Raw genomic sequence first — 15,953 nt, 5'->3', positions numbered from 1 at the left:
TGATTGGGCCTTGCTGTGTTAAGGGTCGAGGAGTACAAAGGAACCACGGAAGCCCGGTGAGGCCAAGGTCGATCCGGAAGAGAAGGATCGATCTCCCGACCCGGGCGCCCAGGCACGGTACCCGGCACCCACGCGGAGTCATAGCCGCGATAATGGCAAAAGTGTTGCGGGCCTGCGTAATTGCGGAAAAGCGGAAAGTGTCGACGGCCCTTTGGGCGGGGTTGCAGCCGGAAGCTTCGCAAGATCGCCGAGGCCGACCCACGCAGCCCACGAATGCACGCTTGGTAACCGGGTTCCGTGTTAGCGGGCGGCGGACCGAGACATTCGGGACGTCGCCCGCTTTACATTGCGGGACCGTCATTCCGGTCGGCGTTTGGAAGCTCGCAGCTACCGATCCAGCTATCGACTCGGCAACGATTCGGCGATCGAAATCGCCTCCTGGGCGCCGGCCCGCATCGCCCGGCAGCACAGCACCACCCACGCGCCCACACCGGCGGGCGTGCCGTCGGCGAACCCGCGAGCGGCCTCGCGGTAATCCGTGGGCTGGCGCATCCAACTCACCTCGGGCACACCCAGTCCGTGGGGATCCAATCCGCTCGCGATGGTGACCAGTCGCGACACGCCGCGGGCCACGACGCCGTCCGCGCTGCCGAACGGCTTGAGCGTGAGCAACTCTCCGTGGGCGACGGCGGCCAGCACCGGCGCGGGCGCACGCGTGCGGCCGGTGACCAATCCGGCCAGCAACTCCAGGCGCGGCCCGACGTCGGCGGCGGCCCGCGGGCGGCCCAGCTGATCGTCGTCGACCTGGTCGGCCGCCGCCAACACGTGCAGCCGGGCCAGCGCCTGCAGCGGTGCGCGCCGCCAGACTCCGATCAGCGGACCGCCACCGCCCTCTAGCGCCTGGGCCACCCGCAGCGCTCCGCCGAACACCGGGTCCCTGACCCCCCCGTTCGGCGAGGCGTGCTCCGCAAGATCGTCCAGTCGTACGGGGCCGCCGTCCAGCACCGACGAGGCGCGGGCGGCCCGCAACGCGGCTTCGGCCGCGGTGACCGGCCAGCCCCGCAGATTGGCCCGGTGGCGGTGGGCGCGGCCGAGCGCGTCGCGGGCCCGGTCGCTGGCCTCGGCGACGCCGGGCAGATCCATCAGGGGGCCCAGCGGGTCAGCGGTCACGGGTGGTCAACCTATCCCTCGTTCGGACGGGCGCGGTATGGCGTCCAGCAACTGACGGGTGTACTCGTGGGCGGGCCGGGTGAACAGCTCTTCGGTGGGCGCCTGCTCCACCACCCGGCCCGCGCGCATGACCAGGACGTCGTCGGCGATCTGGCGGATCACGGCCAGGTCGTGGCTGATGAACAAGTACGTCAGGCCCAGGTCGGCCTGCAGCTCGGCCAGCAGATCCAAAATCTGCGCCTGCACCAGGACGTCGAGCGCCGAGACGGCCTCGTCGCACACCAGCACGTCGGGCCGCAGCGCGAGCGCCCGGGCGATGGCGACGCGCTGGCGTTGACCGCCCGACAACTCACGGGGCAGCCGCCCCAACACCGACGACGGCAGGGCCACGTGGTCGATGAGTTCGCGCACCGTCTGCTCGCGCCGTTTGCGGCCCCCGACGCGATGTATCCGCAGCGGCTCCTCGATGGCACGAAACACCGAATACATGGGATCCAAACTGCTGTACGGGTTTTGGAACACCGGCTGCACTCGGCGGCGAAAGGCCATCGCCTGCTTGCGGTCCAGTTGGCCGATCTGAGCGCCGTCGAAAACCACGGCGCCAGAAGTGGGTTGCAGCAGCCCCAACACCATCCGCGCAAGTGTCGACTTACCGGAACCCGATTCTCCCGCGATCGCCAGCGCACTCCCCCGTCGCAGCCGAAACGACACACCGTCGACGGCGCGAAACTCCGCCCGCCGCCACGGCACTCCGCGCGACTCCCGGTACACCTTGGTCAGCTCCGAGGCGGCGAGAATATCGTCGGACGGTTGGCTCGGTGCCCGCGACCGGTTCCGCGCCGGGTTCCTCGAAACCAGCGACGGGGCGGCGGCCACTAGCCGTCGGGTGTACTCATGTTGCGGGGTGCGCAGGATAGATTGCGCTGCACCGGATTCCACCACCGCTCCGCGATGCATCACGACAACGGACTCCGCCCGTTCGGCGGCCAGCGCCAGGTCGTGGGTGATCAGCAGCAGCGCCGTTCCCAATTCGCCGGTAAGTCGCTGCAGATGATCGAGCACCTGGCGCTGCACGGTGACGTCCAGCGCGGAAGTCGGCTCGTCGGCGATGAGCAGCTTCGGCCGGCCCGCCAGCCCGATCGCGATCAGGGCACGCTGGCACATGCCGCCGGAAAGTTGGTGCGGATATCTTTCGGCCTGCTTCGCCGGGTCCGGCATGCCGGCATCGGCGAGCAGCTCCAGTACGCGCTGTCGTGGCTTGCGGCCCCCGGCGTTGGCGCGCAATGCTTCCCGGACCTGGAAGCCGACCTTCCAGACGGGGTTGAGGTGGGTCATCGGGTCCTGAGGTATGTAGCCGATGTGACGGCCCCTGACCGAGCGCATCGTCGTTCGACCGGACCTGCCGTGCAACGACGCGATGTCCGCACCATCGAAGACGATGCGCCCGTTGGCAATTCGCCCGCCGAGCGGCAGCAGCCCGAGAATCGCCGCGGCCGTGGTGGATTTCCCCGATCCCGATTCCCCCACGACGGCCACGGTCTGGCCCGGAAGCACGGTCAAGTCGACGCCCCGAACCGCCGCATGGTCGCCGAACCTGACGTGCAGCGCTTCGACCGACAGCAGCGGCGCCCGTCGCGTGCTCATGCCCGCCATTCGCGTGAGGCCGGGTCAAGCGCGTCGCGCAACGCGTCGCCCAGCACCATGAAGGCCAACACCGTGATCGCGAGTGCGCCGGCGGGAAAGAAGAGGATCGGCGAGCCGGACCGCAGCCGCGCCTGCGCGAGGTTGATATCGCCGCCCCAGGAGACCACCGACGGCGGCAGGCCGACGCCCAGGTAGGACAGCGTGGCCTCGCTGACGATGAACAGACCGAGGGCGATGCTGGCCGTCGCGATCACCGGACCCAGCGCGTTCGGTACCGCGTGCCGCAGGAGGATTTGAAACCTGCTCAGCCCCAGCGCTTCAGCGGCAAGCACGTAGTCGCTGGCCCGCACCTGAAGCACCGCGCCACGGGCAATCCTGGCCAGCTGCGGCCAGCCGAACAGGGCGAGGATGCCGACCACCGTCCACACCGTGCGGTGTTGCAGCACCTGCATGAGGACGATGGCGGCCAACAACAAGGGCAACCCGAAGAACACGTCGGTGATCCGCGAAACCACGGCGTCGAGCCAGCCACCGTAGAAGCCGGCCAACGCGCCCAGCGCGCCGCCGACGACCAACACGATCAGCGTGGCGCCCAGGCCCACGGTCACCGAGGCCCGCGCGCCGTACACGGTGCGACTGTAGATGTCGTGGCCCTGTAGGTCCGTGCCGAACCAGTGAGAGGCCGACGGCGGACGCAGACTCTGGGCGGGATCGGCGTAGGCAGGATCGGCCGCGGTGAACAACCCCGGAAACACCGCGACCACGAGGATCAGCAGGATCATGGTCGCAGCGATGACGAACTTTGGGCGTCGGCGCAGCCCACGCCAGGCGTCGCGCCAAAACCCATGTCGCTCAGCCATACCGGATCCGCGGATCGAGGACGGCATACAGCAGGTCCACCGCCAGGTTGGTGACCAGATAGATCAGCACCAGGACCGTCACGATCGACACCACCGTCGGCGCCTCTTGCCGGGTCACCGCTTGATACAGCACACCGCCGACGCCATGGATGTTGAAGATGCCCTCGGTCACGATGGCTCCGCCCATAAGCGCCCCCAGATCGGCGCCGAGGAAGGTGACCACCGGGATGAGCGAATTCCGCAGGATGTGCACCGCCACCACCCGCGGCCGGGACAACCCTTTGGCGGTCGCGGTGCGGACATGGTCGGCGTGCGCATTGGCGGCCACCGAGGACCGCGTCAGCCGCACGACGTAGGCGAAAGACACGGAACCCAAGACGATCCCGGGCAACAGCAAGCGCGCGAACGTCGCCCGTTGCCCTACCGTCACCGGCGCGATCCCCAGGCGCACCCCGAACACGAACTGGGCCAGGAAACCCAGGACGAAAATCGGCGTCGCGATGACGATCAGGCCCGCCATGAGGACGGTGGAGTCGAAGAGGCCGCCCTGGCGCAGGCCGGCGACCACCCCGAAGCCGACGCCCAGCACCGCCTCAACGACCAGCGCGATCATCGCCAGCCGGAAGGTGACCGGAAAGGCATGGGCCAGAACGTCGCTGACCGGAAGACCCGAATACGAACGCCCAAGGTCGCCGCGCAGCACGCCTCCCACGTAACGCAGGTACTGCACGATGAACGGATCGTCGAGGTGGTAGCGCGCGCGCAGTTGGGCGGCCACCGCGGGTGTCAGCGGCCGGTTGCCGGCCATGGCCGCCACCGGGTCGCCCGGCAGCAGGAAAACCATGCCATAGATCAGCAGCGTGGCACCGATGAAGACGGGCACCATGATCGCGATGCGGCGCGCGATGTACCAACCCATCTCTTAGGCCTTGACGATGTTCTCGTAATCGGGCAGGCCGTTCCACGTGACCGTGACGGCGCTCACCTGAGGCGACCATCCGACAACGCTGATGTAGTCCCAAAGCGGGACGATCGGCATGTCGTGCAGCAGGATTCGCTGCGCATCGTTGGCCAGCGCCTCGGCCCGCTGCGGGCTGGACGCTTCTTGGGCCGCGGCCAGCGCGCCGTCGAACGCCGCGCTGGAGTAGCCGACGTCGTTGGATCCCGCGCCGGTGACGAACAAGGGGCCGAGGAACTCGATCATCGACGGGTAGTCGCCCTGCCACCCGGCACGAAATGCGGTCGCGATCGTGTGGTCGGTGATCGCCGTGCGGAAACCGGCGAAAGTCGGCTGAGGCGCGCCCGCCGCGTCGATGCCGAGGACGTTCTTGATGCTGTTCGCTACGGCGTCCACCCAGTCCCGGTGCTCGGAGTCGGCGTTGTAAGCGATCGCATAGCGGCCGCTCCACGGTGAGAGGGCGTTGGCCTGCGACCAGAGGCGCCGCGCAAGATCGGGATTGAAGTCCAGTGCATCATTGCCCGGCAGGTTCGGGTCGAACCCGGGTAACGAGCGGGCGGTGAAGTCGCGCGCGGGACTGCGAGTGCCGACGAAGATCTGCTGACAGATCTGCGGGCGGTTGATGGCGGCCGACAACGCGAGGCGGCGCAGCCGGCCCTCCTCGCCGCCGAAATGCGGCAGCCGCAACGGAGTGTCGAGGCTCTGGTTCACCGCGGCGGGTCCGGCGACGGCCTTGTCGCCGAGATCCCGCCGGTACACCGGCAGTGCGCTGGGCGGAATCGTGTCCAGCACATCGAGATTGCCCGAAAGCAGATCGGCGTACGCCGTGTCCAGGTTCGAGTAGAACTCGAACCTCAGCCCCTTGTTGCGGGGCTTGCGGTTGCCGTGGTAGTCGGGATTGGGCCGTAGGTTGATCCGGACATTGTGCTCCCAGGCCGGCCCGTCCGGACCGTCGGCCAGCTTGTAGGGGCCATTGCCGATCGGGTGCCGGCCGAACCCGGCCATGTCCCGAAAAGCCGCGTCCGGCAGTGGATAGAACGGGCTGAACGCCAGGCTCAGGACGAAGTCGATGTTCGGCGCCTTGAGCCGAACGGTGAACTCCAGGTCGTTCACCACATGGAGCCCCGACATCGTTGCCGCCCTTGGCTTTCCGTCGCCAGTCGCGCCGGAAACGTCGTCGAATCCGTCGATCGTGCTGAAAAAGCTCTGCTGCAGTTGAGCATTGGTGCTCAGGGCCCCATAGTTCCACGCGTCGACGAACGAGCGGGCGGTCACCGATGAGCCGTCGGTGAATCGCCAGCCGGGCTTGAGGGTGATGCGATAGGTGACGTTGTCGGTGCTCTCGATCGACTGGGCCACCTCCGGCGAGGGATTGCCGGCCGCGTCATAGGACATCAGGCCGGCGAAGATCCGGTCGATGATCCGTCCGCCGTGGCTGTCATTGGTGCCGGTGGGAATCAGCGGGTTGGGCGGTTCGGCGCCATTGACCACCACCAGTTCGGGGCCGAGGACCCCGCCGCCACAACCGGTCAGCATCGTCAACACCAACATCGCGGCGGCTAGTGGGGCCAGCGGGTTCACCGCGGCCCGCATCCAGCGCATGGCATCCGACCCTACGACGCGGCGCCCGTGACGGGGTGCACCTGCGGCACGTCGACGTCGGGCGGCAGGCCGCCCAGGTAGCTCGCCGTGCTGGCTATCCGTGGGGTCCGGGCACACCGGCAATTATCCGGTACCGGGACAGGCTTGGCCTTGAGGCTCGCGAGCCGCTTTTCACTTCGAAGGTCTAGGCTCACTGACGGTTGACGAGCCTCGACACCAGGAGGAAACCAGTGACCGCCACCCACACCGAAGGGCCGTCCTCGTATCCGCCGCCGGCGCAGTTCGCCGAGCAGGCCAACGCCGGCGAGGACCTGTACCGCGAGGCCGAGCACGACTGGCTGGCGTTTTGGGGCAAACAAGCCAACCGGCTCGCATGGTCGACGCCGTTCACCGAGACCCTGGACTGGTCGCAGGCGCCCTTCGCGAAGTGGTTCGCCGACGGCAAGCTCAACGTCGCCTACAACTGCGTGGATCGCCACGTGGAGGCCGGCCTCGGGGATCGGGTCGCCATCCACTGGGAGGGCGAGCCCGTGGGCGACAGCCGCAGCCTGACCTACGCCGAGCTGCAGACCGAAGTGTGCAAGGCGGCCAACGCGCTGACCGACCTCGGCCTGGTCGCCGGCGACCGCGTCGCGATCTACCTGCCGTTGATTCCCGAGGCGGTGATAGCGATGCTCGCCTGTGCGCGCCTGGGCATCATGCACAGCGTCGTGTTCGCCGGTTTCACCGCTAAGGCGTTGCGGGCGCGCATCGCCGACGCCCAGGCCAAGCTGCTGATCACCAGCGACGGCCAGTTCCGCCGCGGCCAGCCCGCGCCGCTCAAGAACGCGGCCGACGAGGCCCTCGCGGATCCCGACAGTTCCGTCGAGCGGGTTCTGGTGGTGCGCCGCACCGGAATTGACGTGTCCTGGGACGAGGACCGCGACCTGTGGTGGCACGACGTCGTCGACTCCGCGGCCGCCGAGCACACTCCGCAGCCGTTCGGCGCCGAGCAGCCGCTATTCCTGCTGTACACCTCGGGTACCACAGGCAAGCCGAAGGGCATTGTGCACACCAGCGGCGGCTACCTGACCCAGTGTTCCTACACGCACTACTACATCTTCGACATCAAGCCGGAGAAAGACGTTTTTTGGTGCACCGCGGACATCGGCTGGGTCACGGGTCACACCTACGGGGTCTACGGTCCGCTGTCCAACGGGGTCACCGAGGTGCTCTACGAGGGCACGCCCGACTCGCCCACTCAGCACCGGCATTTCGAGATCATCGAAAAGTACGGCGTGACAATCTATTACACCGCGCCCACGCTCATCCGGACGTTCATGAAGTGGGGGCGGGAGATCGCCGACGCGCACAACCTGTCCAGTCTGCGCCTGCTGGGGACGGTCGGCGAGCCGATCAATCCGGAAGCGTGGCGGTGGTACCGCAAGGTGATCGGCGCCGAGAGCCTGCCGATCGTGGACACATGGTGGCAGACCGAAACGGGCGCGGCGATGATCTCCCCGCTGCCCGGAATCACCGCGGCCAAACCGGGTTCGGCGATGAGGCCGCTGCCGGGCATCTCGGCCAAGATCGTCGACGACCACGGCGATGAACTGACACCAACCGTCCATAAGGAAGAACACGTCACCGGCTACCTGGTCTTGGACCGGCCGTGGCCCTCCATGCTGCGGGGAATCTGGGGCGACCCGGAACGCTACGTGGAGACCTACTGGTCGAGGTTCGCCGAGCAGGGCTGGTACTTCGCCGGTGACAGCGCCTACTACGACCGCGACGGTGCGGTCTGGGTGGTGGGCCGCATCGACGATGTGATGAACGTGTCGGGGCACCGGCTCTCGAGCGCCGAATTGGAGTCGGCGCTCGTCGGCCATTCCGGTGTGGCCGAGGCCGCGGTGGTGGCGAAGGCCGACGAGACCACGGGTCAAGCCATCTGCGCGTTCGTCGTGTTGTGCGCCGAATACGACGTGCATGAGGGCATCGTCGACGAACTGCGTGCCGAGGTTGCCCGGGAGATCTCCCCCATCGCCAAGCCGCGTGAGATCCACGTGGTACCCGAGTTGCCCAAAACCCGCAGCGGCAAGATCATGCGCAGGCTGTTGCGCGATGTCGCCGAAAACCGCGACCTGGGTGACACCTCGACGCTGCTCGATCCCGGGGTGTTCGACGCGATCAGGGCCGCAAAGTAGGGCGCCCGTGGCGCTTTGGCGTGACGTTAGGCCGATTCGTTAGGCCGCCAGCGGCACGAATCCCGCGCCGGGCCGGTGCTTGGTGTTGATGTCGGCCATGATCGCGTTGAACGACTGCACCACCGCCGGCGTGTGCAGCGGGATGTATTTGATGATGCAGCTCGGCAGGTTGTCGCTGAAGGCCCCGTGGATCATCCCGACCAGCAGGCTGTTGACGGTCACCGGCGCACCGGAGTCGCCCGGTTGGCCACAGACCTGCATGACGATGGTGCCCGGGTCCTGGCCCGGTCCCCAGGTGACCCCGCACGAATTGCCGGTCGTCCGGCCCTGCTTGCAGGCGACCTGACCGAAGGCCGGATCCGGTCCGAGGCCGTTGATCGTGAACCCGTTGTAGGTGGCCACGGGCGCCACCCGGGCCGGGTCGAATCTGATCACCGCATAGTCGAGGGTGTCGTTGCCCGCGATCATGGTGCCCAGAGTTCCCCTGTTCTGCGCGGCCTCGGCTGCGACGTTCGCGCCGGGTCCGCCGCAGTGTGCGGAGGTGAATCCGATCAGCTCGCCGGCCGAGTCGTTGCCGATCGTCGTCAGGGTGCACATGGCGTCCCCGTTGACGACTATGCCCGCGCCGCCGCCCAGCGGGACCCTGTCATCGGCGGCCGCGCTGTTGGCGGGCATGCCCGCGACGGCTACCAGCACGGCTGCCACCGCCGCCGTGTAGCAACGGTGGGCCGTCTGCACAGCAACACCCCCATCAACCGGTCAAACATCCCGAGCAGCCCGGTCAGTCTAGTCGGCTATCGTGTCCCGGTCGCTCAGGTCGGTGCCCTCGTCTGCCCCCGCGCAGCATGGCAACATAAACCGCGAGCCGGGCAATCGACCGAGAGGACCGTCTGTGAGCAAAGTCGACCGCACCAACGGCGTGCCCAGCACCCTGACCACGATTCCGCTGGCCGACCCACACGCCAGGGCTGGCGAGCCGTCGATCGGCGACCTGATCAAGGACGCGACCACTCAGATGTCCACCCTGGTGCGCGCGGAGGTCGAACTGGCCCGCGCGGAGATCACCAGGGACGTCAAGAAGGGCCTGACCGGCAGCGTCTACTTCATCGCCGCGCTGGTGGTGCTGTTCTACTCCACGTTCTTTTTCTTCTTCTTTCTCGCCGAGCTACTCGACACCTGGCTCTGGCGCTGGGTGGCTTTCCTCATCGTGTTCGCGATCATGGTGGTGGTCGGGGCCGTGCTGGGGCTGTTGGGGTTTCTGAAGGTGCGCCGGATAAGGGGCCCCCGACAGACGATCGAATCGGTCAAGGAGACCCGCACCGCGCTGACGCCGGGCCACGAGAAGGCCGCCGCCGCGGAGAAGCAGCTGACGGCCGCACGCGGCGCTGAGGAAAAGCCCGAAAGCGACGCTACCGCCGATCGCTCGGGTTGGTAGATGGCGGCACCAGATCCGTCGATGACCCGCATCGACGGGCCATGGCGGCATCTGGACGTGCACGCCAACGGGATCCGCTTTCACGTCGTCGAGGCTCGGCCGGCCGGCCGAGACGCGGGCGCGCCGGCCACGGCCCGGCCGCTGGTGATCCTGCTGCATGGTTTCGGCTCGTTCTGGTGGTCCTGGCGTCATCAGCTGCGCGGTCTGACCGGGACGCGGGTGGTCGCGGTGGACCTGCGAGGCTACGGCGGCAGCGACAAGCCGCCCCGGGGATACGACGGTTGGACGCTCGCCGGTGACACCGCCGGGCTCATTCGCGCACTCGGGCACTCGTCGGCAACGCTGGTCGGCCACGCGGACGGCGGGCTGGCCTGCTGGGCCACCGCGGTGCTGCATTCGCGGCTGGTGCGTGCCATCGCATTGATCAGCTCGCCGCACCCGGCGGCACTGCGACGGTCCACGCTGACGCGGCGCGATCAGGGTTACGCCCTGCTGCCGACGTTGCTGCAGTATCAAGTGCCTATCTGGCCGGAGCGCGTGCTGACCCGAGACAACGCCGCAGAGATCGAGCGCCTGGTCCGAAGTCGGAGTTGCGCCAAATGGGTTGTCTCCGAAGACTTTTCCCAAACCGTCGGTTACCTGCGAACAGCCATCCGGATCCCGGCCGCGGCTCACTGCGCCCTGGAATACCAGCGCTGGGCGGTGCGCAGCCAGATCCGCGGCGAAGGCCGGCGCTTCATGCGATCGATGTCCACACAGCTGGGTATCCCGTCGCTGCACCTACGTGGTGACGCCGATCCCTACGTGCTTGCCGACCCGGTCGACCGCACCCAGCGCTACGCCCCCGGGGGACGGTACGTATCGATAACGGGTGCGGGGCATTTCAGCCACGAAGAGGCACCCGAAGAAATCAACAGGCACCTGACGCGGTTCTTGGAGAACGTGCACGGGTGCCCGGTCAGCTGACGCAGGCCCCGGTGGTCACCTGCGCGGTGTTACCGATCTTGGACAGCTGGCCGGCCACCTCGTCGGCCGTCAACACGAAGCCGGTGTCGGGGTCGTCGACGGCCGCGCCGAACACCACCCCGAGCACGTTACCGTTCAGGTCGATCAGCGGTCCGCCCGAATTCCCTTGTTCCACATTGGCTCTGATGGTGTACACGTCGCGGGTGACGGGTGCGGGATCCCGATAGATGTCGGGCCCACTGAGCCTGATGGCCTCGCGAATCCTGGCCGGGGTGGCGGTGAAGTTGCCGCCGCCCGGATAGCCCATCACCACAACGTTTTCGCCGCTCTTTGCCTCTCCCTGGGCGAAGGCCAGCGGAGCCGGCGGCAAGTTCGGCACGGCCAGGATCGCGATGTCGACCGACGGGTCGTAGTCCACCACGGTGGCGTCAAGAGGACTGCCGCTGGCATAGACCTGCACGCTGTTTGATCCCGCGACCACGTGCGCGTTGGTCATCACCCGGTCGCGGGCCACCACGAAACCACTGCCCTCCAAGACCTTTTGGCAGCTCGGCGCCAGGCTGCGGACCTTGACGACGCTCGGCGCGACGGACAGGACGACCGGGTTATTGGCCAGCGCGGGATCCGGGGATGCGACCGGAATCACCGGTGTTCGGCTGAACGGTTCCAGCACCGCTGGCAGCCCGGAGGTGTTCAGCAGCGCCGACAGGCGCTTGGGCACGGTCTTCAGCCACGGGGGCGCGACCTCGTTGACGCGGGCGAGCACCCGCGATCCCCGGACCGCGGCCGCCAGCTCGGGCTGGTCCTTGGACTGGGTCAGGGGCGTCGCCAACAACCAGGCCGCGGTCAACACGACGATGAGCTGAACCCCCACTCCGATGATCGAGTCGACGTTACGAATCGTGCGGCTGCGGATCGCGCCGCGGACGGCACGCCCCAGCACCACACCGGCGACCTCACCGACGACGACCAGCGCCAGGATCAAGAACAGCGCCGCGAACAGTTTGGCGCGGGGAGCGACGATGTGGCTGACGATGTGCGGCGCCAGCAGTACACCCGCGATCGCGCCGAGCAACACACCGACGAACGAGAGCAGGGAGCCCAGCGCACCCGAACGCCAGCCCGAGATGGCCGCGATGAAGGCGACGGCGAGGACGGCGATATCCAGCCACTGCGACGGGGTCATCGAGTTCATCGGCGCCGACCTGACTCGCCGACCAGCATCATCGCATCGTCCAGCTCGCGGATGTCGGTGGTGTCCCACGGCAGGGCCCAGCCGGCGACGTCGAGCACGGCAGAGATCACCTGGCCAGTGAATCCCCAGACCAGCATCTGGTTCAACAGGAACGCGGGCCCGGCCCAGCGCCGGCCCAGGTTGCCGCGGTACACCATCAACCGGTTCTCCGGATTGATGAAGGCGCGCACCGGCACCCGCGAGACGATCGCCGTTTCGGTTTCGTCGACAACGGCCACCGGCCCGGGATCCGGCGAGTAGGCCAGCACGGGGACCACGTGGAACCGTGAAGGCGCGATGAACGTCCGCTCCAGTGTGACCAGTGGATGCAGCCTGCTGACGTCGATCCCCGTTTCTTCGCGCGCCTCGCGCAGGGCGGTGGCCACCGGACCGTCGTCGGTGGGATCGGACGCGCCGCCGGGAAACGCCGCCTGACCGGCGTGGTGGCGCAACGTCGAGGCCCGCACGGTCAGCAGAAGGTCAGCATCGTCGGGCACGCCCCCATCAGCCGGTCCGGACTCCGGGCCCGAGAACAGCACGAGAACTGCGGCCTCGCGGTCTTCACCGCGCAACGATGCCAACGAGGACGCGGCCTTGGCCGCGGTCACCATGGCCAGCACGGGGGCGGGCAGCCGGTGCCGATACGCCTCGGGGATCTGACCGATGTTGTCGACCAGCGGGCGTAACCAAGAGGGGCAACGCTCAGGCGTGAGGGCAATCGCCCCCCGCGCGCCGGTGGGGCCCCCGGTGGGCGCGGCGGGCTTATCGCTCACCGGCACCTCCCTGACTCGGGCCTGCACCGGCCTCTCATCACGCATCATGTCCGACCGCCGCGGCGATCTCGTCGGCGCTGGCGAACGGCCGCGCAAGCGTCTGCGCAACGCTACCGTCCGGCCGCAGGATCACCGTCGCGGGCATCACATTTACCACGCGCAGGGCCGCAGCGATCCGGCGACGACCGTCCTGCAGCGTCGGCAGGCGAACGCCCAAGTCCGCCAACCGGAGTAAGGCGGCCTCCTCGTTCTCGTCCTGATGCACCGTCATGACCATCACCTCCGGCCCGACCCGCCGCTGATACTCGGCCATCGCGGGGAGTTCCGCCGCGCACGGCGCGCACCAATACGCCCATAGGTTCAGGACCACCCGGTGACCGGCCAGCACGCGCGCGACGTCGACGGCCGAACCGTCGGCGGCGCATTCGACCGTCACGCCACGCAGTGGCGCGGGCCCGGCGCCGTCTCCGGCGGCGGGGCAGGGCGCCAGGTCGGCTCGCTGCCGTGGACCTGCCAGCGCGGCCGGCGTATCGGCGTCGCGATGATCGCGGGCGGACGGTGCGGGCATCGTCGCGGTCGTCGCCGATGGGTGAGTGTCGCGCAACTGGGCCACCAGCGCGGCCGTCAGCGCCGCCACCACCGCCAATATCGCGATCGTCCAGCGGGTCTTCCCGGTCAAAATCCCCTGCCCCGGTGCTATAGCCCCGCGAGGGCCAGCAAATGCTCGGTTTCGGGCCCCTGCACAAGCGGCGCGGCGAGCAACGGTTCGGTGGGGCCGAGGCCGAAGGAGGGGCAGTCGTTCGAGAGCACGCAGACACCGCACGCCGGTTTGCGGGCATGGCAGACGCGGCGGCCGTGAAAGATCACTCGGTGGCTCAACATCGTCCATTCGCGACGCTCGATCAAATCGCCGACCGCGTGCTCGATCTTGACGGGGTCCTCCTCAGCGGTCCACCGCCACCTGTTCACCAGCCGCTTGAAATGAGTGTCGACGGTGATGCCGGGAACGCCGAAGGCGTTGCCCAAGATGACGTTGGCGGTCTTGCGTCCGACGCCGGGCAGCGTCACCAATTCGTCCAGCGTGGCCGGCACCTCACCGTCGAACCGTTCGACCAGCGCCTGCCCGAGGCCGATGAGCGACGCGGCCTTGTTGCGGAAGAAGCCGGTGGGTCGGATGAGCTCTTCGAGTTCCGCGCGATCCGCCTGGGCATAATCGAGGGCCGACCGGTATCGCTTAAACAACGCCGGCGTCGTCAGGTTGACGCGTTTGTCAGTGCTCTGCGCCGACAGGATGGTGGCCACCGTCAGCTCCAGCGGCGTCGTGAAGTCCAGTTCGCAGTGCGCGTCCGGAAAGGCCTGGGCCAGTACACGATTCATCCGCCGCGCCCGTCGCACCAAGCCGGCTCGCGTTTCCTGTGCGAGGCGGCGAGCGGCTGCGCCCCCGGGCGCGGTCGTCGCGGTGTTCGTGCGTCCGGGGGGCTTTGCCGCTGTCACCTACCACAGAGTACTGATTTCGTGATCTCGCCGAGACCTCGTGGCTATTCAAGGCCATGTTTACTCTCCTGGTGTCGTGGTTGCTGGTGGCCTGCGTGCCGGGCATTTTGATGCTCGCCGCGCACGGCCTGGGGCGGCTGGAAAGGGACCTCGCCCACACCACCGTCACGGCGACCGACGTCGATGAGTTTCTGGAGCTCGCGGAGGCCGTGGACGTGCACACCCTGGCCCGGGAAGGTATGCCGGAGGCGCTGGAATACCTACATCGGCGCCAGGCTCAGTTGCTGGCCGAGTTGCCGGTGCCGGGATCGTACGGCGGCAGGCACCGGCCCGAAGTCATCTTCGCCAGGGGTCTAGACGGTCGCGGTGAGGGCGGTTTCCCGATGCGATCCAACACGCGCCCGCGTGTCAATCCGCAATTAAGGGGGGCTATACACGTCAATCGTGTGTAGCGTGACACGTTGGACACATCGGGCGCCACGCCCACAAACATAATTGGAAAGCTGAAGAGGCAACGTGGACGAGATCCTGGCACGGGCAGGAATCTTCCAAGGGGTTGAGCCCAGCGCAGTCGCCGCACTGACCAAGCAACTGCAACCGGTCGACTTCCCCCGGGGACACACGGTCTTCGCGGAGGGGGAGCCGGGTGATCGGCTGTACATCATCGTCTCGGGCAAGGTCAAGATCGGGCGCCGGTCACCGGACGGTCGGGAGAACCTGCTGACGATCATGGGCCCGTCCGACATGTTCGGCGAATTGTCAATCTTCGACCCGGGCCCGCGGACTTCCAGTGCGACCACCATTACCGAGGTCCGGGCGGTGTCGATGGACCGCGACGCGCTGCGCGCGTGGATCTCGGATCGTCCCGAGATCGCCGAGCAGCTGCTGCGGGTACTCGCCCGACGGCTGCGCAGGACCAACAACAACCTGGCCGACCTGATCTTCACCGACGTGCCGGGACGGGTGGCCAAGCAGCTGCTGCAACTCGCCCAGCGCTTCGGCACCCAGGAGGGTGGCGCGATGCGGGTCACCCACGACCTGACCCAGGAGGAGATCGCCCAGCTGGTGGGCGCATCCCGGGAAACCGTGAATAAGGCGCTCGCCGACTTCGCCCACCGCGGCTGGATCCGTCTCGAGGGCAAGAGCGTGCTGATCTCGGACTCCGAGAGGCTGGCCCGCCGAGCGAGGTAAGCGGAGGAGCCGAACAATCCGATCAAGCGCGCGCGAAGCCCGGGCGCAACCGAGCGAGATCCGACACCGCGCGCGTTAGCTTGGCTTGCGTTCAGCCTGTAACCTCGCAGGCCCGTACTCGCACTTCTCCTGCGAAACTTCAGGCTCGGCGCAGATAGTCCAATTGCGCCTGGACCGACCATTCGGCCACGTCCCAGAGTTTCTCGTCGACATCGACGTAGACGTACTCGACGATCTCGCGCGTGGTGGCCTCGTTGCCCAGGTCCCAGAGCGCTGCGCGCACCTGCTCCAGGCGTTCGTGCCGGTGAGTCAGGTATCCATACGCGACGGCCTCGAGGTCGGCGAGGTCGGGCCCGTGGCCGGGCAGCACCCTCAGCCGGCCGAGGCCACGGAGCCTCCGCAGTGAATCCAGGTAATCAGCCAGGTTGCCGTCTTCCTTGTCA

General features: G+C 67.8%; 15 protein-coding genes and 1 pseudogene. 5 read left to right on the top strand and 11 right to left on the bottom strand.

The genetic code is table 11. The features are described from left to right. Nucleotides 1–399: 399 nt before the first annotated feature. The 5 genes from JO059_RS03860 to JO059_RS03840 are packed head-to-tail and all read right to left on the bottom strand — an operon-like array spanning nt 400 to nt 6,234. Nucleotides 400–1,170, bottom strand: a complete 771-nt coding sequence (locus tag JO059_RS03860; protein ID WP_293314793.1) for an oxidoreductase — start codon at nt 1,168–1,170, stop codon at nt 400–402. A gap of 6 nt (nt 1,171–1,176) precedes the next feature. Beyond that, on the bottom strand, nt 1,177–2,814 hold the full coding sequence (locus tag JO059_RS03855; protein ID WP_293314792.1) for an ABC transporter ATP-binding protein: 1,638 nt from the start codon (nt 2,812–2,814) through the stop codon (nt 1,177–1,179). After that, the gene (locus JO059_RS03850) at nt 2,811–3,674 is read right to left on the bottom strand and encodes an ABC transporter permease (protein WP_293314791.1); all 864 of its coding nucleotides are present in this window, start codon (nt 3,672–3,674) and stop codon (nt 2,811–2,813) included. The genes JO059_RS03855 and JO059_RS03850 overlap by 4 nt, the downstream gene beginning before the upstream one ends. Further along, entirely contained in the window at nt 3,667–4,593 is a 927-nt protein-coding gene (locus JO059_RS03845) for an ABC transporter permease (protein WP_293314790.1), read from the bottom strand. The genes JO059_RS03850 and JO059_RS03845 overlap by 8 nt, the downstream gene beginning before the upstream one ends. Before the next feature lie 3 nt (nt 4,594–4,596). Next, nucleotides 4,597–6,234, bottom strand: coding sequence for an ABC transporter substrate-binding protein (locus tag JO059_RS03840; protein ID WP_293314789.1), 1,638 nt, complete (start codon nt 6,232–6,234; stop codon nt 4,597–4,599). Nucleotides 6,235–6,464: 230 nt separating this feature from the next. On the opposite strand from JO059_RS03840, the gene acs reads away from it, so the two are divergent. Next, nucleotides 6,465–8,417, top strand: a complete 1,953-nt coding sequence (gene acs / locus JO059_RS03835; protein WP_293314788.1) for an acetate--CoA ligase — start codon at nt 6,465–6,467, stop codon at nt 8,415–8,417. A 39-nt stretch (nt 8,418–8,456) separates the two neighbouring features. Here acs and JO059_RS03830 read toward each other — a convergent pair whose 3' ends face one another. Continuing rightward, nucleotides 8,457–9,155: a serine protease gene (locus tag JO059_RS03830; RefSeq protein WP_293314787.1), complete on the bottom strand. Its 699-nt coding sequence runs from the start codon at nt 9,153–9,155 to the stop codon at nt 8,457–8,459. Between the two features lie 154 nt (nt 9,156–9,309). On the opposite strand from JO059_RS03830, the gene JO059_RS03825 reads away from it, so the two are divergent. Then, nucleotides 9,310–9,852, top strand: a complete 543-nt coding sequence (locus JO059_RS03825) for a phage holin family protein (protein WP_293314786.1) — start codon at nt 9,310–9,312, stop codon at nt 9,850–9,852. After that, nucleotides 9,853–10,818, top strand: coding sequence for an alpha/beta hydrolase (locus JO059_RS03820; protein WP_293314785.1), 966 nt, complete (start codon nt 9,853–9,855; stop codon nt 10,816–10,818). Here the strand turns inward: JO059_RS03820 and marP are convergent. The 4 genes from marP to nth are packed head-to-tail and all read right to left on the bottom strand — an operon-like array spanning nt 10,811 to nt 14,202. Beyond that, entirely contained in the window at nt 10,811–12,004 is a 1,194-nt protein-coding gene (gene marP / locus JO059_RS03815) for an acid resistance serine protease MarP (protein ID WP_293314803.1), read from the bottom strand. The two genes, JO059_RS03820 and marP, sit on opposite strands and share 8 nt — an antisense overlap. Before the next feature lie 5 nt (nt 12,005–12,009). Further along, complete coding sequence (locus JO059_RS03810; protein WP_293314784.1) at nt 12,010–12,825, bottom strand: CoA pyrophosphatase; 816 nt, start codon at nt 12,823–12,825, stop codon at nt 12,010–12,012. A gap of 37 nt (nt 12,826–12,862) precedes the next feature. Further along, the gene (locus JO059_RS03805) at nt 12,863–13,504 is read right to left on the bottom strand and encodes a TlpA disulfide reductase family protein (protein ID WP_293314783.1); all 642 of its coding nucleotides are present in this window, start codon (nt 13,502–13,504) and stop codon (nt 12,863–12,865) included. Nucleotides 13,505–13,521: 17 nt separating this feature from the next. Further along, nucleotides 13,522–14,202 carry an endonuclease III gene (gene nth / locus JO059_RS03800; protein WP_293314782.1) on the bottom strand — a complete coding sequence of 227 codons (681 nt, stop codon included), beginning with the start codon at nt 14,200–14,202 and terminating at the stop codon, nt 13,522–13,524. Between the two features lie 173 nt (nt 14,203–14,375). Here nth and JO059_RS03795 point away from each other — a divergent pair, with 173 nt between their 5' ends. Next, complete coding sequence (locus JO059_RS03795; RefSeq protein ID WP_293314781.1) at nt 14,376–14,771, top strand: hypothetical protein; 396 nt, start codon at nt 14,376–14,378, stop codon at nt 14,769–14,771. A 64-nt stretch (nt 14,772–14,835) separates the two neighbouring features. Beyond that, nucleotides 14,836–15,510 carry a cAMP-activated global transcriptional regulator CRP gene (crp, locus tag JO059_RS03790; protein ID WP_067918859.1) on the top strand — a complete coding sequence of 225 codons (675 nt, stop codon included), beginning with the start codon at nt 14,836–14,838 and terminating at the stop codon, nt 15,508–15,510. 139 nt (nt 15,511–15,649) lie between these two features. Here the strand turns inward: crp and JO059_RS03785 are convergent. After that, nucleotides 15,650–15,953, bottom strand: a pseudogene (locus JO059_RS03785) (MBL fold metallo-hydrolase); the annotation flags it as partial.

It is taken from the genome of Mycobacterium sp., from assembly GCF_019247615.1.
GTDB lineage: Bacteria > Actinomycetota > Actinomycetes > Mycobacteriales > Mycobacteriaceae > Mycobacterium.
The sequence above is the reverse complement of the archived record's forward strand: the minus strand, read 5'-3'. Positions and strand labels throughout refer to the sequence as shown.